21 protein-coding genes and 1 riboswitch are annotated in these 17,830 nt (G+C 41.4%); of the genes, 8 read left to right on the top strand and 13 right to left on the bottom strand.

Going from position 1 to position 17,830, the window contains the following annotated elements; genetic code table 11:
* Window positions 1-5 precede the first annotated feature (5 nt).
* Window positions 6-626, bottom strand: coding sequence for a pyroglutamyl-peptidase I (locus QNH36_RS05290; RefSeq protein ID WP_144475134.1), 621 nt, complete (start codon window positions 624-626; stop codon window positions 6-8).
* A 201-nt stretch (window positions 627-827) separates the two neighbouring features.
* Between QNH36_RS05290 and QNH36_RS05285 the strand changes: the two genes are divergently transcribed.
* From QNH36_RS05285 to QNH36_RS05265, 5 genes are all read left to right on the top strand, one after another.
* Window positions 828-1,895, top strand: a complete 1,068-nt coding sequence (locus QNH36_RS05285; protein WP_144475135.1) for a type I restriction endonuclease — start codon at window positions 828-830, stop codon at window positions 1,893-1,895.
* Between the two features lie 232 nt (window positions 1,896-2,127).
* A complete protein-coding gene (locus tag QNH36_RS05280) occupies window positions 2,128-2,955 on the top strand; it encodes a glycerophosphodiester phosphodiesterase (protein WP_144475136.1) in 828 nt (275 codons plus the stop codon).
* Window positions 2,956-3,107: 152 nt separating this feature from the next.
* A complete protein-coding gene (locus QNH36_RS05275) occupies window positions 3,108-3,473 on the top strand; it encodes a DUF2089 domain-containing protein (protein WP_144475137.1) in 366 nt (121 codons plus the stop codon).
* A gap of 12 nt (window positions 3,474-3,485) precedes the next feature.
* Window positions 3,486-3,869 (top strand): SHOCT-like domain-containing protein, encoded by a 384-nt coding sequence (locus QNH36_RS05270; RefSeq protein WP_144475138.1) that lies wholly within the window; start codon window positions 3,486-3,488, stop codon window positions 3,867-3,869.
* A 5-nt stretch (window positions 3,870-3,874) separates the two neighbouring features.
* On the top strand, window positions 3,875-4,162 hold the full coding sequence (locus QNH36_RS05265; RefSeq protein ID WP_144475139.1) for a hypothetical protein: 288 nt from the start codon (window positions 3,875-3,877) through the stop codon (window positions 4,160-4,162).
* 52 nt (window positions 4,163-4,214) lie between these two features.
* On the opposite strand, the gene QNH36_RS05260 is transcribed toward QNH36_RS05265, so the two are convergent.
* The 3 genes from QNH36_RS05260 to QNH36_RS05250 form a co-directional block, all read right to left on the bottom strand.
* Window positions 4,215-4,733: a GNAT family N-acetyltransferase gene (locus QNH36_RS05260; RefSeq protein WP_144475140.1), complete on the bottom strand. Its 519-nt coding sequence runs from the start codon at window positions 4,731-4,733 to the stop codon at window positions 4,215-4,217.
* Between the two features lie 20 nt (window positions 4,734-4,753).
* The gene (locus QNH36_RS05255) at window positions 4,754-4,882 is read right to left on the bottom strand and encodes a hypothetical protein (protein WP_260983518.1); all 129 of its coding nucleotides are present in this window, start codon (window positions 4,880-4,882) and stop codon (window positions 4,754-4,756) included.
* Between the two features lie 140 nt (window positions 4,883-5,022).
* Window positions 5,023-5,652, bottom strand: a complete 630-nt coding sequence (locus QNH36_RS05250; RefSeq protein ID WP_395883496.1) for a cell wall hydrolase — start codon at window positions 5,650-5,652, stop codon at window positions 5,023-5,025.
* Between the two features lie 279 nt (window positions 5,653-5,931).
* Between QNH36_RS05250 and QNH36_RS05245 the strand changes: the two genes are divergently transcribed.
* Window positions 5,932-7,134 carry an MFS transporter gene (locus QNH36_RS05245; protein WP_144475141.1) on the top strand — a complete coding sequence of 401 codons (1,203 nt, stop codon included), beginning with the start codon at window positions 5,932-5,934 and terminating at the stop codon, window positions 7,132-7,134.
* 468 nt (window positions 7,135-7,602) lie between these two features.
* Here QNH36_RS05245 and nadR read toward each other — a convergent pair whose 3' ends face one another.
* Window positions 7,603-8,640 (bottom strand): multifunctional transcriptional regulator/nicotinamide-nucleotide adenylyltransferase/ribosylnicotinamide kinase NadR, encoded by a 1,038-nt coding sequence (gene nadR, locus QNH36_RS05240; RefSeq protein WP_313959699.1) that lies wholly within the window; start codon window positions 8,638-8,640, stop codon window positions 7,603-7,605.
* Window positions 8,637-9,341, bottom strand: a complete 705-nt coding sequence (gene pnuC / locus QNH36_RS05235) for a nicotinamide riboside transporter PnuC (protein ID WP_144475142.1) — start codon at window positions 9,339-9,341, stop codon at window positions 8,637-8,639. Before pnuC ends, nadR begins: the two co-directional genes overlap by 4 nt.
* 146 nt (window positions 9,342-9,487) lie before the next feature.
* On the opposite strand from pnuC, the gene QNH36_RS05230 reads away from it, so the two are divergent.
* Both QNH36_RS05230 and QNH36_RS05225 read left to right on the top strand, forming a co-directional pair.
* Window positions 9,488-10,207 carry a DUF3784 domain-containing protein gene (locus QNH36_RS05230; RefSeq protein WP_144475143.1) on the top strand — a complete coding sequence of 240 codons (720 nt, stop codon included), beginning with the start codon at window positions 9,488-9,490 and terminating at the stop codon, window positions 10,205-10,207.
* 156 nt (window positions 10,208-10,363) lie between these two features.
* The gene (locus tag QNH36_RS05225; protein ID WP_144475144.1) at window positions 10,364-10,990 is read left to right on the top strand and encodes a nitroreductase family protein; all 627 of its coding nucleotides are present in this window, start codon (window positions 10,364-10,366) and stop codon (window positions 10,988-10,990) included.
* Between the two features lie 42 nt (window positions 10,991-11,032).
* Here the strand turns inward: QNH36_RS05225 and QNH36_RS05220 are convergent, their stop codons facing one another.
* From QNH36_RS05220 to QNH36_RS05190, 7 genes are all read right to left on the bottom strand, one after another.
* Entirely contained in the window at window positions 11,033-11,686 is a 654-nt protein-coding gene (locus tag QNH36_RS05220; protein ID WP_260983541.1) for a DsbA family oxidoreductase, read from the bottom strand.
* Window positions 11,687-11,836: 150 nt separating this feature from the next.
* Window positions 11,837-12,289: a GNAT family N-acetyltransferase gene (locus QNH36_RS05215; protein WP_144475145.1), complete on the bottom strand. Its 453-nt coding sequence runs from the start codon at window positions 12,287-12,289 to the stop codon at window positions 11,837-11,839.
* A gap of 116 nt (window positions 12,290-12,405) precedes the next feature.
* Window positions 12,406-13,254 carry an STAS domain-containing protein gene (locus tag QNH36_RS05210; protein ID WP_144475146.1) on the bottom strand — a complete coding sequence of 283 codons (849 nt, stop codon included), beginning with the start codon at window positions 13,252-13,254 and terminating at the stop codon, window positions 12,406-12,408.
* Between the two features lie 180 nt (window positions 13,255-13,434).
* Window positions 13,435-14,049: a protein kinase family protein gene (locus QNH36_RS05205; RefSeq protein ID WP_144475147.1), complete on the bottom strand. Its 615-nt coding sequence runs from the start codon at window positions 14,047-14,049 to the stop codon at window positions 13,435-13,437.
* A gap of 63 nt (window positions 14,050-14,112) precedes the next feature.
* Window positions 14,113-14,505 (bottom strand): sporulation protein, encoded by a 393-nt coding sequence (locus tag QNH36_RS05200; RefSeq protein ID WP_144475148.1) that lies wholly within the window; start codon window positions 14,503-14,505, stop codon window positions 14,113-14,115.
* 882 nt (window positions 14,506-15,387) lie between these two features.
* Window positions 15,388-16,650: a DUF5667 domain-containing protein gene (locus QNH36_RS05195; RefSeq protein WP_283904893.1), complete on the bottom strand. Its 1,263-nt coding sequence runs from the start codon at window positions 16,648-16,650 to the stop codon at window positions 15,388-15,390.
* Window positions 16,651-16,735: 85 nt separating this feature from the next.
* Window positions 16,736-16,818, bottom strand: a riboswitch (cyclic di-GMP riboswitch).
* Between the two features lie 71 nt (window positions 16,819-16,889).
* A complete protein-coding gene (locus tag QNH36_RS05190) occupies window positions 16,890-17,735 on the bottom strand; it encodes a pirin family protein (RefSeq protein WP_144475150.1) in 846 nt (281 codons plus the stop codon).
* Between the last annotated feature and the right edge of the window lie 95 nt (window positions 17,736-17,830).

Below are 17,830 nucleotides of genomic sequence, written 5' to 3'. Positions count from 1 at the left end.
ATTTGTTATGATGAAGCACATGTATCGATAATCACCTTCAATGCCTGAGTCATCACTTCCTGGGGCAAGGAGGGCAAAGAAGGATTGCGGGCAGACATTTCTGTCGATGCAGGAAAATGGATAAAACCTGCCTTGATAGCCAGGTTATTTTTACGGATATGGTTCAAAACCGCATACAATGTGTTATTGCAGATGAATGTACCCGCACTGTTTGAAATTGACGCCGGGATATGCAGCTCCTTCAGGTTCTTTTCGATTAAACGGTTAGGCAATGTAGAGAATAAGCCATCCGGCCCTTGCTCATCAATCGCCTCGTCCGTTGGGATATTGCCTCTATTATCCGGATAAGGATCTCCTGAACCGGTATCCTTAATATTGATTCCAATCCGCTCAGGAGTTATTGCCGTCCTGCCTGCAGCCAGTCCGCAGGAAATTACTACATCCGGCTGGATTTCTTCAATTTTATTGATCAGTTCTTCCGCACACTCGTCATAATTGACCGGCAGCAAAATCGTTTCGATTTCCACATTCCCTATCGAAAACTTCTCAGCTTCCGAAAGTAATTTTTCAGTAGGATTGATATTCATCTTTCCAAAAGGCTCAAAGCCCGAGATTAAAATTTTCATGAATGGTCACTACCTTCTTTAGGAATTTTCGATTTTAACAAACACTTTTATATTATTCTACCAGAATATTAAGACTTTAACGGAATCTTAAATATTTATATAAGTGTAGGCTACAATAAATTCACAGTATTTTACAAAAATATATGATAACATTAAAATATTAAGTAAGCGCTTTCTTTATTATATTAAGGAGGATAATGTATGGATAATTTCATTGAACAAATTAAGACTCTATCTAATCGGGTAACAAAATTACAAACCACTGTAGTAACTGAAGAAGCTACTAAAACTTCAATTATCATGCCCTTTTTTCAAATATTAGGGTACGATATCTTTAATCCAGAAGAATTTACGCCTGAGTTCGTTGCGGACGTAGGAATAAAAAAAGGGGAAAAAGTGGATTATGCCATCATGAATGAAGGCAAGCCTGTAATTTTAATAGAAGCCAAGTCGATAAATGAAAAACTCCAAAAACACGATTCTCAATTATTTAGGTATTTCGGTACTACTTCTGCAAAATTTGCTATTTTAACAAATGGAATTATTTATAGATTCTATACAGATTTAGAAGAACAGAATAAAATGGACACTTCCCCATTTTTCGAATTCAATATTTTGGATTTAAAAGATAGTGCACTTATAGAATTAGCTAAATTTAAGAAAAACAGCTTTGACCTAGAAAATATTTTTACAACAGCTTCTGAATTAAAATATCTCAATAAACTTAAAGGTTACTTAAACGACCAAGTAGAAACTCCAACTGAAGAATTTGTTAAATTTATGATCAGTCAAATTTATGAGGGGGTTAAAACCAAAAATACTCTTGAGAAATTTGAACCAATCATTAAAAAGGCATTTAAACAATTTATAAATGAACTTGTTAACGACAAGCTGAATGCAGCATTAAAAACGACTAATTCAGAAGTGGATGCTCAAAAGGAAGCATCAGCGACCTCTGAAACGATAAAAATTAAGGATGAGCCCCAAGTAGCCACTACTGAAGAAGAAATTGAAGGTTTTGCTATTGTAAAGATACTAATTAAAGATACAATAGCTGAAGAAAGGATATCATATAGAGATAATCTGAGCTATTTTAATATTTTACTGGATAACAGTATAAGAAAATGGGTATGTAGGCTGGGATTTAATTCTGCTAACAAATATATTCAATTCAATGATGATGAAAGAACTACTGTTAATATTGATAAAGTTTCTGACATCACAAAATATAAGGATAAGCTTATAGAAATATCAAGCAAATATAATTAAAGCGAACAGCCAATATTCACATTTAAAGTGAATATTGGCTGTTGCACATCTCCTATTCCTATAAAAGATATGTTTAATCCTTCTGCAAATAACGATTGTAAACAAACCTGAGAAAATGTTCCTAAAAATTTTCATAATTCCATTACTCTCTTTAAACAGTCTTGAAATAGGGTCTTAATACTTCTCCGTTAATCTGACATTGTTACATAAAACATGCTGAGGAGATGGAGAAATGAAGAAAACATTAATCGGAACCGGATTTGCCTTAACCCTCATGCTGAGTCCTTTTCAACAGGCCTTTGCTGCGGAACCTACCACAGGAGAGCTCAGACAGTTTGATACTGTCGCCCACCGCGGGGCTGCAGGTTATGCCCCCGAGAATACAATCGCTGCATTTGACAAAGGGCTTGAAATGAAAGCAGATTACATCGAGCTTGATGTCCAGCGCAGTAAGGATGGGGAATTGGTCGTGATCCACGACACCACTGTTGATCGGACAACAGATGGTTCTGGGAAAGTTGGTCAACTAACTTTAGAAGAGCTGCGCAGCCTTGATGCAGGAAGCTTCAAAGGCGAGCAATTCGCCGGTGAAAAAATCCCTACCTTTGAAGAAGTGCTTGACCGCTATCATGGGAAAATCGGTATTTTGATAGAGTTGAAGTCACCTGAGCTATATCCGGAAATCGAAGAGGCTGTAGCACAGGAATTGAAGGAAAGAAATTTGGACAAGCCGCAGAATGACAAAATCATTGTCCAATCCTTCAACTTTGAATCAATGAAAAAGATGGACGCACTGCTTCCAAAAGTTCCGATTGGTGTCTTAACCTCTTCAAAACTTCATGCAACTGACGCTGCCCTTGAGGAATTCGCAACTTACGCTGATTTCTTCAATCCAAGCTATGGCCTGGTTTCTAAAGAGCTTGTCGAAAAGGTGCATAGTCTCGGGATGGAAATTCAATCCTGGACGGTACGAAGCCCTGAAGCGGCACAGTTCCTGATTGATATGAAGGTAGATGGCATTATTACTGATTATCCAGATTATATAGATCCGCGAAACTAACCTAAAAAACCTGTCCTACATGGATGGGTTTTTTGTTTTTCTTTAAATTTTTAATTTTTAACTTAAAATATTTAATTATTTTTTAAATAAATATTTACATTTTTAATTTCAATACATAAAATATACTTAAATACCGATGGAAGGAGGCAGTCATGGCATATCCTGTCTTAACAAATTGTCCGGTTTGCAGCCAAACTCTTAAAATTACCAAGCTGCAATGCAATCATTGTGATACGACGATTGAAAATGAATTCGAACTTTCGAAGCTTGCTTCTTTAACAAAGGAACAGCTTCAGTTCATCGAGATCTTCCTTGTATCCCGCGGAAATATTAAAGAAGTGGAAAAAGAACTTGGAATCTCTTATCCGACTGTCCGGGGAAAGCTTAACGATATTATCACTGCCCTTGGACATGACACGCAAAAGAAAAATGAGCTGGATGAAAAGAAAATTGTAGCAATGCTGGAGAAGGGTGAAATTTCACCTGAGGATGCAATCAAACTTTTAAAAGGTGAATAGGGGGAATTTTTGATGAGTGAAGAAATTTCAAAAATTTTAACGATGGTCCAAGATGGAAAAATTGATTCAGAAAAAGGTGCCCAGCTGATTGCCGTACTAAAGGAGAAGGAAACTTCTGTCTTACCTCAGAAACAAAGTAAATACTTAGACAAAACGCTAAAAATCCGTATTGTGTCCAAGGAGAATGACAATGTGAACGTCAATGTACCGATCAAGTTGGTAAAGGCGCTTCTCAAAACCGGGTACAGCATCGCTGCGGGAATCCCTCAATCCCAGCAATACGTGAAAGACCTTGACATCAATATGCTGATCGATGCCATTGAAAATGAACTGGATGGGAACATCGTCGACATCCAATCGGCAAATGGCGATACAGTTAAAGTCGTCATTGAGTAAAACATATGATGAAAATCAAAATCAAAACAGATAAAATCGCATTTTCCCTCCCTGTCCCGTACACAATCTTAAAAGCTGCCAGTTCGATTCTTGCATCTAAAAGATTCCAAAGCCAGATGCATAAATGGGCAAATCAGGATCTTCAACATAACCAAGTTCCCGCCGTACTATTCACTACTTTACTAAACAGACAGCTGATGAATGAACTTATCCGCGAACTGGGCAAGCATAAAGGAACTTTGCTAGTTGATGCAAGGTTGCATGATGGCACTGAGGTCATGGTAAAATTATAAAAAAGAAAGAAACCCAGGCTTCTTTTTTCCCAAGGCAGGGTTTCTATTATTATCAAAACAGCTTTTCAAAACAAACATATAGTTCATGCCCCTCCGGCTTGCCTTCCATCTTGACGGTACCAGTCTGCTTATAGTTTCTTTTATCATAAAATCCGATTGCCCCCTTGTTACCGGAGTACGTATCCAGCCGGAGTGCAGCATATCCATGGTCTCTGGCAAAATCCTCGGCAAATTGGAGCATCCTGCTTCCAAATCCTCCGCCCTGTGCGGCAGGGTCGATACAAAACGAATGTATAACAAGAGGCTTCCCATCTGTATCTGTCCAGTCGGCGTTCTCCCATTCAGGAGCCTGCCACTCGTCGAGCACCATCACTCCAATGGTGGCCTCCCCTTTTTTCATAACGAACAGCTCTTCCCCCTCCATCGCATTCTCAAAATACTCATGGTTTGGGTATTTCTCATCCCATTGCAAAATGCCTCTTGATTCAAGATATTCCTTGCAATCGGCAAACATTTCGCCAATTACATGCAAATCTTCTTCTGTAGCGGTTTCGATCTGTTCTTCTTCCATCTCACTGCTCCTTTTGACTTCTATTCGCTGTCTGGTGTTACGTTAAAGAAGTTGGCACTCTTGTCATTTTTCTTTGCTTCATTTTTCTTTTTTTCCATTTTCCCGTCTGATTCATAGCTTTGTTTGAACTGAACTTCCTTTTTGGTCATGGCGGTACCTCCTAGTTTGATACTAGAACAGCACGATTTGCTGTCCATTCCTAACATAGTTTCTCAGAAGCTAGTTTGTGCCTTTTTTTACCGCTAGATGCATAAAAGCACCGGTTTTTCAATAAACCGGTGCTTTCAGTTCAGTATGCGAAGTTGTGATTGCCAATCTGTTTTGTGACTGTTCTTGTAAAAATCCATTGATCTGTGGCCAAGCTTGGATTGTAGTAATATACAGAGCCATAGGAAGGGTCCCAGCCAAGCAATGCGTCCTTTACGGCATGGTAAGCTATGTAATTCGGCTGAAGCTGATACTGTCCATCATACACTGCGGTAAACGCATTCCTCTGGAAGATGACGTCATAAACTGTATTCGGGAAATCCTTCGATTCCACCCTGTTTAAAATGACTGCTGCAACTGCTACCTGCCCCTGGTAGCTCTCTCCTCTTGACTCACCGTTCACGACATGTGCCATCATATCAATATCATTGATCAATTGGGTTGTCCGCGGTCCCATCCCTCCGGTTGCTTCCAGCCCAAAATCCCTCTGAAACGCCTTGACTGCTTCAGTAGTAATGGGACCAAAATAACCGGTTGTTTGGTCATTAAAATATCCTAGCTTCTTTAAAACGGATTGAACATATGTAACCTCTGATCCTGCCGATCCCATTTTGATTCCAGCAGCCTTTGTTTCAGGCTGTCCGAAAACCAGGACCGCTAAAATGACTGCTGCCGCTGCCAAGCTCTTTATGTACTTCTTCAAATTCTCCACTCCCGTTCTGTATTATAGGCAATATGCCTGCCGATGCAGTTTCCCACTCACCTCCCCATTTTCTATTCCTTATAAAAGTTCCCTATTTCCGGAATGGAAAACTCGTCCAAAAGAATGGAAAACATTAAATGAGGTGGTATAAATTTCTTATTTCCGTATCTTTTTGGTCCAGTCAATCGTTTAAAAGCATATATAAAAATATTTAGCTTTACGAAGTTTTACAAATACCCGATAATTGGGTATATAAAAATTCCTGAGAAACCGAGAGGCACAAAGTATATGTGGAGAAATAAGAATGTTTGGATTTTATTGACTGGTGAGTTTATTGCCGGATTAGGGCTGTGGCTTGGCATTATTGGAAATCTTGAGTTTATGCAGGAAAGGATTCCTTCTGACTTTTTAAAATCGCTGCTGCTGGCAGCCGGTTTGCTTGCAGGCATTGCTGTAGGTCCCCTGGCCGGAAGGTTTACGGATCAATACAGCAAAAAGACAGTCATGCTGATTTCAGGGTTCGTTCGGGTGATCAGCGTCGCTTTCATGCTGATAGCCATTCAAACTGGATCAGTATGGTGGATGCTCGTCTTCCTTGTATTGCTGCAAGTATCCGCTGCATTTTACTTTCCTGCACTCCAGGCGGCGATTCCCCTTGTTGTCGATGAAAAGGACTTACTTCAGTTGAACGGTGTCCATATGAATGTTTCTACATTATCACGCATCATCGGGACTGCAGCGGCTGGAATCCTGCTGGTGGCCATTCCATTGAATGCCGTTTATCTCCTGTCGATGGCTGCCTATCTTGTCCTGTTTGGTCTCACATGGTTTTTACAATTCGAAGAAAAGAAGACAATCATTGCTGCTACAGGTAACCATAAACAGGGATTCAAGGATGTCTTCCCTGTTATCTTAAAATTGCCGATCGTCATGATGACCTTGATCCTTACCTTGATTCCGCTCATATTTCTCGGAGGCTTCAACCTGGTCGTCATCAATATTAGTGAACTTCAGGAGAGCTCGGCAATCAAAGGCTGGATCTATACGGCAGAAGGTCTCGCCTTCATGACCGGAGCATTTCTGATCAAACGGATCAGCCACAAGTTCTCACCTTATAAAATCCTGTTTTCCAGCTCGATGCTGATAGGCTTATCCCAGTTGATGCTGTATTTTGCTTATCAGCCAGTACTGACGATCGTCGCCTTCCTGATGTTTGGTTTTTCCGTTGGCTGCTTCTTCCCGACTGCAGCGACGATCTTCCAGACAAGGGTACCGAAAGATTTCCATGGCCGCTTCTTCTCGTTCCGGAACATGATGGACCGGGTCTTCTTCCAGGTCGTCCTGCTCTTAACAGGATTCCTGCTTGACGCAGTCGGGCTTCAAAAAATGAGCGTGATTTTTGGCATATTAGCCATATTCATGACGGCAGCCTTCTTCATAAGGTCACGTAATTTAAGAGCCGTCGCCGATCATGAACAGAGTATACGCTAGTCAACTTTTATCCAAAGCTGCCTGCAGAAGTCAGGCAGCTTCCTTTTCATTTTGGATTCTTTTAATATATTAGGAAGTTTTAATTTGTCATTTTTATTATGATGGACAATTTTCTCTTCCAAAACCGCATTTCTGTCCATCAGCGGGGTTATGATGGACAATTTTCTCTTCCAAAACCGCATTTCTGTCCGTCATCGGGGTTATGACGGACAATTTTCTCTTTCAAAATCGCATTTCTGTCCGTCATCGAGGGTATGACGGACAATTTTCTCTTTCAGAACCGTGTTTCTGTCCGTCATCGAGCCTATGACGGACAATTTTCACCTCTGACCTCGCTTTTCTGTCCATCATCGGGATGATGATGGACAATTCCCACTTCCAATCTCGTATTTCTGTCCGTCATGACCACAATAAAAAAACAGGCATCAACCGTGCGAGGTTGATGCCTGTTTATGAACTATTATGCCTTCACGAATTTGATAAAAGCTGATCCACGAGCTTAATCGCTTTTCGCAATCTTTTTTCATAGCTCCCTCTGATTGTCTCATAAGCTACCCCACGCTCATCCAGCATCTTTTTCAAAGCTTCGTTATTGGCTTCCCTGACAGCTTGTTCACCGAAGCTTCTGGTTCCATCATCAACCCACTCAACATCAGGTTCGAGGAACAGCCATAAATCATAGTTTTGGATGCTGGCAAGCGTGTCCAATACAGGCTGATGCTCGTTTACATACAGCAGGGAAAAATATTGGGTGACCACGGCTTCTGTATCAATAAATAATACTTTATTCGCACTTTCCAGCTGCTGCTTTTCATGGTATTTATGTTCAATGGCGATTTCGGGAAAATCTGCTGGCTGGGTAATTGTTTCGCAATCTCCAAGTCTTTCGTAGTACGTACGGCCTGTTTCCTCAACAAACGCTGTATTGTACAGGGCAGCAAGATTCCGGACAAGTGTGGATTTTCCACAGCTCTCTGTTCCGACAATGACTACCTTTTTTACAAAGAAAGTCCTGACCGGCTGAGGAAGCAACTCCCAGTGCTTCAGGGCCCCATCCTGTCTGATCGCTGTCGCCGAAACCGGATACTTCTCGCGGGCGGCATCAATCACAATATGCTCTGCTTTTGGATATAGAACATCAAAGTATTCGCTATAACGAGGTTCGGAACTGAAAACAACATCAATTTCTTTTCCAATCGCTTGCTTGATTGCATCCGCTCCTTTTTCCCAATCAGAAAATTGTCCTGTCTGTATTTCTTCAATGGCATGGACATGGACATGCGCCAGGTCCTTCGTCAACTGCTTCCACCATCTGATACGTTGTCTAAAAGGAATATAAGGAATTCTGGCATCCTTAAAAAGGACATTTTTCTCATACTCAGTATCATAGGAAACAATGACATGAAGTTCATCAACCATTGTACTTGCTTTAATCATTGCGTAGACGTGCCCAAGATGTACTGGGACAAATTTGCCCCCATACATCCCTACTTTGCCAATCATCATGCTGCAGCCCTCAAATTCTGATCCTTAGACATTTTCGTCCAGTTAATATAACCATAGATAGAGTTCACCAGGAATGCGGACCACATGACGAGCATTGAAATGTCATTGCCCCCTGTTGATACTAATGCCCCAATCCAGAGGATGATGGACAGGACATTGACGGAAATCCACAGGGCCCACTGCTCAGCAAAACGCTTCAGCATCAAAATTTGTGCGGAGACCGACAGTATATTTGTGGCCGAGTCGATCCAGACGCTCTTGCCTCCAAGGTATTTCAGGAAGAAGCCATAAGCGACTATTGAAACTGCGATGACGGCAATAAGCTTGATCCATCCCTCCTTTGTAAGGCGTTGGACAGGGATATCCTCCCCTTTGACGCTCTCAATGTCTTTGATTTGATTCTTTTTCCACATATAGATTCCAATAAACTGTACCGGGAAATAGAACAGGCCGTTCAGCATTGCCTCTCCATATAGGCCATATGTATAGGAAATATAAGCATATGTAGAAGTCTGGATAATACCGAAATAATAGTTTGTTATCTTCCCTTTCGCCACAAGCACAACGCACAGCATCCCCGTAATCGAAGAAATCAGCCCCAGAAGCGAATCCTTCCAGGCGAAAAACAGATAGATGTTGACCGCTGTAAAGATCAACAGCCAGCTTTTTTCAAATGCTGTCCAATCCTTTAATATCTTCATTTCATACACTCCCCACAAGCTTATGTTTTGTTTTTCCACTTTTAATTCAACAAAACTGATACTTTTTCCTTTTTAATGATATATATGAAACTTGTTATTCATGTAATCCGTAAAATTGTCAAAGAGCTTCATGGGGAGGGATTGGTTTGTTTTTAATAGGGATCCAGCTTTTTTTGATTCTTTTATTCCTTTTTTTCGGCTGGGCGATCGTGAAAAAAGAGTGGTATTGGCTGATATCAAACTTTAATGGCAAGCAGAAGGATGAGCAGCAGCAATTAATCAGCAATGGGTATCCACAAAGAGTCGGCAAGCTTATGCTAATGACTGCCGCTGGAATGACGATGTTGCTTCCTTTGAGTTTTACATCTTTCAACTACTCTATCGATGTTCAGTTCGGTTTCATGCTTATCTTTCTGCTTGGCGGTCTGATTTATCTATCCAGGTATGAAATCCAGGAAAAAAGAAAACGAAGCTATATCATCAGCTCTGCTATTACAGTTGCCACACTCGGTCTTTTGACAGGACTGTTTTATGTTGGATATCAGGATTTCGAGCTGACGGAGCATACCGACTCTTTTGAAATCACAGGGATGTACGGCGGAAAGTGGAACTTCTCTGAAGTACAGAAAGTTGAACTTTTAGATCAAATGCCTGAAGTGACATGGAAACAAAATGGCTTCGGACTGGCGACTTTAGCAAAGGGCCAATTCAAAGTAAAACATTACGGCAGCAGTCTGTTATTTATCCACAAAGATTCACCGCCATATCTATACATTGAAGCAGATGAAGAAAAGATATTCATCAACAGCAAGGATCCGAGGCAAACAAAAGAATGGCACGACCTGGTATTAGAAAGAATGAAATAAGTTATTCGTTATCCGGTCAGTTCAGCTGCTCGATTCACCCAAAAGATCAGTTTTTGATACTCAAATTGAAACAGTATATTTGACGTCTACTCATTCCAGGAGTAATCTATATACTGCTTACAAATAGTAACCTACTACATCTTTGGAGGAATCAATATGAACTCAACCGAGACAAGCCTATCCACGGTAATCCGTGAACGCCGGTCAGTCAGAAAATATGATCCGAATTTTAAAATTTCCCGCGAAGAGTTATTAGACATTTTAAAAGAAGCTGCTCTAGCTCCTTCTTCAAGTAATCTGCAGCCATGGAAGTTCCTCGTAATCCAGGACGAGGCTGTCAAAAAGGAATTAAGGGCAATCGCCAATAATCAGGAACAGGTGGAAACTGCATCGGCAGTCATTGCTGTTCTTGGTGACAGGGAAATGTATCGTAATAGTGAACAAGTGTACCGCAGTTCTTTCGAAGCTGGTTATATGGACGAAGCAACAATGGGCATAATGATTGAGAACTCTAACAAATTATACCCTTCTGTTCCTGTTGACATGAGAGAAAACATCGCATCCTTTGATGCCGGTCTTGTATCAATGCAGCTTATGCTGATTGCAAAAGCCCGTGGATATGATACTGTTCCAATGGGCGGCTTCAACAGGCAGCAATTCATCGAAAAGTTCAACATTGAAGATCGTTATATGCCATCCCTGCTGATCGCCCTGGGCAAGGCAGCAGCACCTGGACATAAGACGACTAGACTGCCAATCGAAGAAATTGTCGAATTTATTTAGGAACAAAAAAGAACTAGCCATCTGAGACTAGTTCTTTTTTGACTATTTCTTTGGAATTTCACAACCATCGTCGTCGCAAATCATTCCATCATCATTGTTCAAGACAGTGATTTCACTCTCAGCAATGACTTTTTTCAATGACTGGACGATGACCTCAGTAGGTTGAGCGCCAGTGATTGCATATTTCTTGTTGATCAGGAAGAATGGCACACCTGTGATTCCATACTGCTGGCCAGTACTTTCATCAGCACGTACTTCTTCGGCCATTTCATTGCTTGCGAGCATTTTCTCTACAGCTTCGCGATTCAGTCCGACCTCCACTGCTAAGTCCGCCAATGTTTCATGGTCACCAATATGCTTAGAATCCGTAAAGTAGGCACGCAACAGCCTTTCCGTCATCTCAGCCATTAATCCATGCTTTTTCGCGAACATCGTCAAACGATGGGCATCGAATGTATTGGTCAAAATCAGTGTATCGATATTATATTCAAGGCCTGATTCTTTGGCCATCTGCACCATATTCTGCGTGCTCGCTTTTGCCTGGGCAATGCTCATTCCATATTTTTTTGCGAGCGCCTCATACATGTTATAATCTATATCCCGCTCCATGTTCGGATCAAGCTCGAAGCAGCGGTACGTTACTTCAATCGGGTGGTCAATCTGTTTAATAGCGTCATCCAGACGCCTTTTGCCAATATAGCAGAATGGTCAAGCAAAGTCAGTCCACATTTCAATTTGCAACCTGAATCCCTCCTGTTGATTATTTCACACTATAGTATAGGTGTTAATCTAGTAAAATACACGAAATACGACTCGGAAAAGCATGTCTTGCTCAACAGCTATTTCTTATTCTATTTCATAAACAAGCCAGTCAGACTGCTTCCCGCCCATTTTATTGTACAGCCCCTGGGCAGCAACGTTATCTTTAGCCGTTTCCCATGTCATATAGGCAAAGTCATTTTCCCTTATAAAGGACAGGCATTTTTTAAAAAGCTGCTCTCCCACTTTCTCTCCTCTGGCAGATCCTTTGATAAACAAGTCATTCAGGATGGCTGCGCGTTTAACTTGCAAAGTGCTGAAGGTAAAATACAAAGTGGCAAACCCCAGCAGCTGCCCTTCTTTTTCAGCCACAAACTGCAAACCAGCTTCAGGATGCTCCAAAAGGTGTTGGATCAGGTTTTTCAGTTCTTTTTCATCGGGAGACGGCTTCTTGTAAAAATCAACTATGTATTGAGTCATAAGGTCGAATAACTCTGGTATATCTCTTTCTTCCACATCACGATAAATAATCTCTGCCATATTCTGTTCCCCCAGTCACACTTTTTCTCCAGGCTACTTTCATTTTCTCTTTTTGATGAGGATAATCCTTCTTATCTGATCAAACAAAAAAAGCTGCTGAGGCAGCTTTTCATTCATTATGCATTCTGTAAGTGCTGGATTTCCTTGAAAGCCTGATGAAGATTTGACTTCACCATGATTCCTTCCAGGTTCAGTCCAAGCGTCACCATTGTATGGGCAACCTCTGGACGAATGCCGGTCATGATGGTTTTTACGCCAACAAGTGAAAGGGCACTGATGACTTTAAACAGCTGATCGGCAACCATGGTGTCTACAATCATGACGCCGGAGACATCAAAGATTAGGTGGGTCAGCTTTAATTTTACTGCCTGATCCAGTGTCTCTTCCATCAATAGCTGAGCTCTTTCTGTATCAACATTACCTACAAGAGGCAGGACACCGACTCCAGGCATTAAAGGAACAACTGGTACTGAAAGCTCAAGCAAAGCCGTTTTGGCATTTTCAAGACTCTGTTGATGTGCTTCAACAAATGTCAGGCTGAAGCTGTAAATCGCATGATCCATCAATGGGTCAATAACATCCAATACATCAAAGAAGACAGAAGCAGGCATATCCTTTGCTTCTTCCCTAATTACTTTCCAAATATGTTCACGATAATAGGTGGTATCTTTTAATGCTTCATCAAGAGAGGCACCTAGCTTATAAATATATTCACCGGTTTCTTTTCCCCAGTTTGTAAGTTTTTCGAACACGATCTTCGGTTCTTCATGCTCAATTAAAGCTTCCCCGAACAGTCCAACAAAATTTGCCCTGACTTCAAGAATTTGCTGTTCAATTTTACCAAAGTCATATTTCTGTGCTTCAGTTAAGACCCTGTCAGAATATCTGTCTTCATGTACAGACTTTGCGATTTGATTCTTCCTGCTAATAATGGCTTCTCCTAAGGCTTGCAGTTCCTTGGTCATAACGATTCCTCCATGTGTTCTATGACAATAATCATCTATATATCCAAATTCAAATATTCCAAATTACACTGTTATAAACCATCATAACGCAGGATAGGAATACAGGACAAGTTTTTGAACCTGGTGCTGTTCTCACTATAGTTATTTTATGTAGTTTTATAAAAAGGATTGCTGCCATTATTAGTTAATAGTTGGAAGCAATCCTTTTTTATAGAAAAATGCAATTAAATCCATTGCTGGTTCAGGCAACTTTTTAGGAAATCGCTCATGGCGATAAAATTTATAAAAGGCCGTCTTTAAGTCCTTCCATTGAGAGCATTCCTTCGTCTGCCGAAATCTTGCCACGTCAATAAGCTTGATGTCATTTTCAGGTGTGATGAGGATGTTCCTCAGATGGATGTCGGACGGGTTGAGACCTTTTCCCCTGGCCAGATTAAGGGCATGATCGACTTCCTCAATATGACCCGGAGAAATCGGTATTCCATTTACCAGACATTGATAGAGCGTCAACCCACGGACAAAGTCGATAACCAGATAATTACTTCCTGATTCATGAAGCTTAGGGAAAAACCTGCTTCCTGCAAGCTGCTGATATACTGCTGCCTCTTCTGCGGCAATCTTGCAAAACTGTGGAAAGAAAACTTTCAAAACCAAATCCGTGCCTTTAATCAGGAACGCGAAAGCACTTCTGCCCTCTCCAATCAGCTTAAGTCTTGGGTCTTTATGAACCAAAACCATTTTTGATCCCCGTACTGAATAAACAACACTTTTTGCCAGATGTTCGTATTGGTTCATGCTCCCTGCCCCTTTCTTAATATACTTAATATACTTAATCCCACTTAATCTCCGCGTCTCAGTTCATTTTTTCACGACCTTAATCATGTCTTCATCCCAGCTTTCTATTCCCTGCTTGAATACAAGCTTTGTTTTAAAGTGATAAGAAATATGCTTGTTGGAGGGGGGAACATCAGTCGGAAGCTGGAAAGTAAATGGAACCACATCATCCCCGTCAGGCTGAATCCTTGTCTCTACATCGATTAAGACCTTATCCAGTGTCTCTTCCTGTTCTGTCTTTAAATCAACCATGACAAGAATACATTCAATTTGCTGCAGTTCCTGTGCAACCGTCCCGCCCTTGATCAAAAACTTCCCATGCACAGAATCTCCTGGGGTCAGAACATCCTTCTTTAAAATAAGGTCGATCTGGGCGGAGCCTACTCCTAGCAGTGACATATACTTTCTTAATAACATGCTGTTCCTCCATAACGTTAACTTTTTTAGATTCATCGTGCGTGGACCCTATTATGGTCAATTCACTTTTATTACCATTCATCTGTATAAGATGTTCACTTCAATAGCGTTACACTCCGATATTTCAATTTATGTTAACAGTTCGCAAATGCTTCTGTGTCGTTTCTAAAAAGGTGCCATTATCAAATATTTTTCCCCTAATTCTTCCTGGGCACTTTTTCAGACACATATTCTCTCTTTATGTGACCCAAATCTTCCTGTGGGCACTTTTCCGGGAACATATTCCCTTTTTATGTGACCCAAATCTTCCTGCCGGCGCTTTTTTGGGCACATATTCCCTTTTTATGTGACCCAAATCTTCCTGTGGGCACTTTTTCGGGCACATATACCCTTTTTATGTGACCCAAATCTTCCTGTGGGCGCTTTTCCGGGAACATATTCCCTTTTTATGTGACCCAAATCTTCCTACCGGCGCTTTTTCGGGCACATATTTCCTTTTTATGTGACCTAAATCCTCACGTTCGCACTTTTCCGGGCACATATTCCCTTTTTATGTGACTCAAATCTTCCTATGGGAGCTTTTTCGGGCTATATACTACGGAACGGCTTTAGCGCAACCGAAAATATAATAAAAAAACCTTCACCTGCCCTGGTGAAGGTAAGAAAACAATAAAAGACCTTCACCATATTTGGCAAAGGTCTTGCTAACAACGATTGTTGCCAACAAAGCCGGGAGTGACCTCCGGAATGACGACTCTGTTGTAAAAGCTACTCCCCTTTAGGAGAACTATTCATTTTGATACTATCATCGTACATAAAAACTTGAATACAGTCAAATATTCTAAGCGGATCGGTTTCCTCTATCGAATAGTACCTGTAAACTTACTTTCCGTTTTTCTTCTCTTTTTCATTGTTTGGATTACCGTGGCTGTCATCATCTTCCTGCTCGTCGTCTTCCACTTCGTCATCTTCTTGCTTTTCTTTATTCTTCTTTGTTTCTTTTACTGCCTCTTTACGCTTCTCTTCAGCTTTTTCCGCTTCTTCTTTACGCTTCTCTTCAGCTTTTTTCATTTCTTCCTTACGCTTCTCTTCAGCTTTTGCTGATTCTTCTTTTTGCTTTTCTTCAGCCTTCTTTTCTGCTTCGCGCTTTTGTTCTTCCGCTTTCTTTTTAGCTTCAGCTTTCTTCTCAGCAGCCTTCACAGCGGCTTCTTCCGCCTTCTTTTCTGCATTTACTTTCTTTTCTTCTACTTTTGAAGCAGTCGTTTTCGATACCGTGCCGGCAACTGTAGCGGCTGCAATATTAACTTGCTGGTCAGCCGATTCAGTCTCCACATTTCCTTCCTCAGTTTCCATTTCTTCTTCAGGCTGTTCTGCTTCTAAGGAGCCTTCATCTTCTGAAATTTCACCACTATCATCTGCATCAGTCTCTTCATCGACTGAAGATTCTTTTTTACCTGCTGCCAGTCCTTTCAACTGTGAAGGATGGACACCCAGCTGCTTGGCTGCCTTTCCAAAACCAACCTTTTCCTCTGTATATAAAACGGCAATCTCTTCCACTGTCTTGCCAGCTGCCTCTGCAAGCCAGAAGATTTGTGCGATTTGTCCATAACCCAACTCCTGTTCACGCAGCTGGGCTACCGTATCCTGATCAAGATCCTTTACCACGTTAGCAACGATCTTTGCTTGTTCTGTTGCTTCTTCAACTTCTTCCTTCAATTCATCTTCGAGTTCTTCGGTAAGCCCTTCCTCAAGATCAGCTGCATTTTCCAACTCTTCTGTCAGCCGGTCTTCTCCATCGGAATCGGTCCCGTCTTCAACAATGACCTCCGTGACCTTCTCTTGCGCTTCCTCAAGCGTTTCTAAATAATCTTTTAACGCCTCTTGTACGAATTCTGTCTTTTCCTCCTCTGACATAGCTGCCGCCTCAGCCAGCCTCTCGTTCGCAAACTCTAAAAGCAGCTCGGCTTCCTTTTCATCATCAAAGGTAATTAAAAGCTTCAATTCTTCAAATAATTGATCAAACGTAAATAAAAACTCGTCTGGTGTCGTTCCGGGATCTGCAGTTTCAATAACTTCCTCTGCGGATACTCCCGTACCAAAAGCAAGCAACCCGATCAAAATTGTTGATGCGAAAAACTTTTTCATTCCAATTTCCCCCACTAATATATTGGAATTAAAATCAAAAAAGTGCTGTCCGAAGAGCAGCACACATAAATCGACTATGTGAACCTTCGGCAACTGGCTGGCATGGTCATGACTTTAGCCCCTGTAGTTTTGCGTCCCCAGGTTTCCCTGGATTTGCCTTTATCGGATTTTAATTCTACTTTTATCATACTTATTCGACACGAAAAAATAAATAAAAATTTTTAAAGTTTGCACCACAGCTACTTCGCTTCCCCGCCAAATTTCCCTTCCTGGTAATCCCGGTATGCCTGGCGGATTTCTTCCATTGAATTCATGACGAATGGACCGTATGCAACGACTTCCTCTTTGATTGGCTGGCCAGAGTAAACCAAAACTCTTGAGCGCTTATTCGCTTTCAAAGATAGGGCGCTTAAGCCTTTGCCAACATCATTGTAAGTTAAAGTTGCTGCTGAAGATTTCTTTAGGTTGGTCTTGCTTTCACCAGCTTCAAGTTCACCTGAAAGTACATAAAGGAACGCATTATGTGTCTCTGGAAGCTCATATGTGAATTCAGCACCTTCTGACAGGCGAATTTCAGATAAAGCAAATGGCACCAATGGTTCCAACGGTCCCTTTACACCCGCGGTTTCTCCTGAGTAGACCTTCAGTGTGCCGCCATCGAATGGGACAACAGGCGCCTCTTCGTTATATACATTCTGATAAGAAGTGGTTGTGCCTTTCAGCTCTCCAGGCAAATTCAGCCATAATTGCAGCGTATGGGCAATGTCGTTTTCCACCGCCTCCTCGGCATGCCTCGCTCCGCTGCCGGCGTTCATGTACTGGATATCCCCTGCCTCCAGGATGCTGTGGCCTCCATGATTATCGATATGTTCCAGTCTGCCGTCAATGACAAACGTAATCGTTTGGAAGCCGCGATGTGGATGGTCGGAAAAGGTTCCGCGCTTGAACCAGTCCTCCGCCATTAGAATGAACGGGTCCAGTTCCCTCCAGTCTTGCGGGTTCAGTACCATTCCTGCCTGCACATGCGGCATGACCCTCTCTTCATATTGAACGGTCCAATGCTTTTTTATATCTCTTTTAAACATTTTTATATCCCCTTTCCAGGTACTTCAATTTTTACAGGTCATTTTACCTTCCCAGTTGCATTAAATTATACCAATCGCAGGTATTATTTTAAATC

Origin of the sequence: Mesobacillus sp. AQ2 (genome assembly GCF_030122805.1) — a bacterium.
GTDB lineage: Bacteria > Bacillota > Bacilli > Bacillales > Cytobacillaceae > Mesobacillus > Mesobacillus oceanisediminis_A.
Note: the sequence above shows the minus strand (reverse complement) of the source record. Positions and strands in the feature narration are given on the sequence as shown.

Excerpts from the sequence above, each read along its gene's own strand:
- QNH36_RS05290 (WP_144475134.1), bottom strand. The coding sequence starts at position 626 with ATGAAAATTTTAATCTCGGGCTTTGAGCCTTTTGGAAAGATGAATATC.
- QNH36_RS05285 (WP_144475135.1), top strand. The coding sequence starts at position 828 with ATGGATAATTTCATTGAACAAATTAAGACTCTATCTAATCGGGTAACA.
- QNH36_RS05280 (WP_144475136.1), top strand. The coding sequence starts at position 2,128 with ATGAAGAAAACATTAATCGGAACCGGATTTGCCTTAACCCTCATGCTG.
- QNH36_RS05275 (WP_144475137.1), top strand. The coding sequence starts at position 3,108 with ATGGCATATCCTGTCTTAACAAATTGTCCGGTTTGCAGCCAAACTCTT.
- QNH36_RS05270 (WP_144475138.1), top strand. The coding sequence starts at position 3,486 with ATGAGTGAAGAAATTTCAAAAATTTTAACGATGGTCCAAGATGGAAAA.
- QNH36_RS05265 (WP_144475139.1), top strand. The coding sequence starts at position 3,875 with ATGATGAAAATCAAAATCAAAACAGATAAAATCGCATTTTCCCTCCCT.
- QNH36_RS05260 (WP_144475140.1), bottom strand. The coding sequence starts at position 4,733 with ATGGAAGAAGAACAGATCGAAACCGCTACAGAAGAAGATTTGCATGTA.
- QNH36_RS05255 (WP_260983518.1), bottom strand. The coding sequence starts at position 4,882 with ATGACCAAAAAGGAAGTTCAGTTCAAACAAAGCTATGAATCAGACGGG.
- QNH36_RS05245 (WP_144475141.1), top strand. The coding sequence starts at position 5,932 with ATGTGGAGAAATAAGAATGTTTGGATTTTATTGACTGGTGAGTTTATT.
- nadR (WP_313959699.1), bottom strand. The coding sequence starts at position 8,640 with ATGATGATTGGCAAAGTAGGGATGTATGGGGGCAAATTTGTCCCAGTA.
- pnuC (WP_144475142.1), bottom strand. The coding sequence starts at position 9,341 with ATGAAGATATTAAAGGATTGGACAGCATTTGAAAAAAGCTGGCTGTTG.
- QNH36_RS05225 (WP_144475144.1), top strand. The coding sequence starts at position 10,364 with ATGAACTCAACCGAGACAAGCCTATCCACGGTAATCCGTGAACGCCGG.
- QNH36_RS05215 (WP_144475145.1), bottom strand. The coding sequence starts at position 12,289 with ATGGCAGAGATTATTTATCGTGATGTGGAAGAAAGAGATATACCAGAG.
- QNH36_RS05210 (WP_144475146.1), bottom strand. The coding sequence starts at position 13,254 with ATGACCAAGGAACTGCAAGCCTTAGGAGAAGCCATTATTAGCAGGAAG.
- QNH36_RS05205 (WP_144475147.1), bottom strand. The coding sequence starts at position 14,049 with ATGAACCAATACGAACATCTGGCAAAAAGTGTTGTTTATTCAGTACGG.
- QNH36_RS05200 (WP_144475148.1), bottom strand. The coding sequence starts at position 14,505 with ATGTTATTAAGAAAGTATATGTCACTGCTAGGAGTAGGCTCCGCCCAG.
- QNH36_RS05195 (WP_283904893.1), bottom strand. The coding sequence starts at position 16,650 with ATGAAAAAGTTTTTCGCATCAACAATTTTGATCGGGTTGCTTGCTTTT.
- QNH36_RS05190 (WP_144475150.1), bottom strand. The coding sequence starts at position 17,735 with ATGTTTAAAAGAGATATAAAAAAGCATTGGACCGTTCAATATGAAGAG.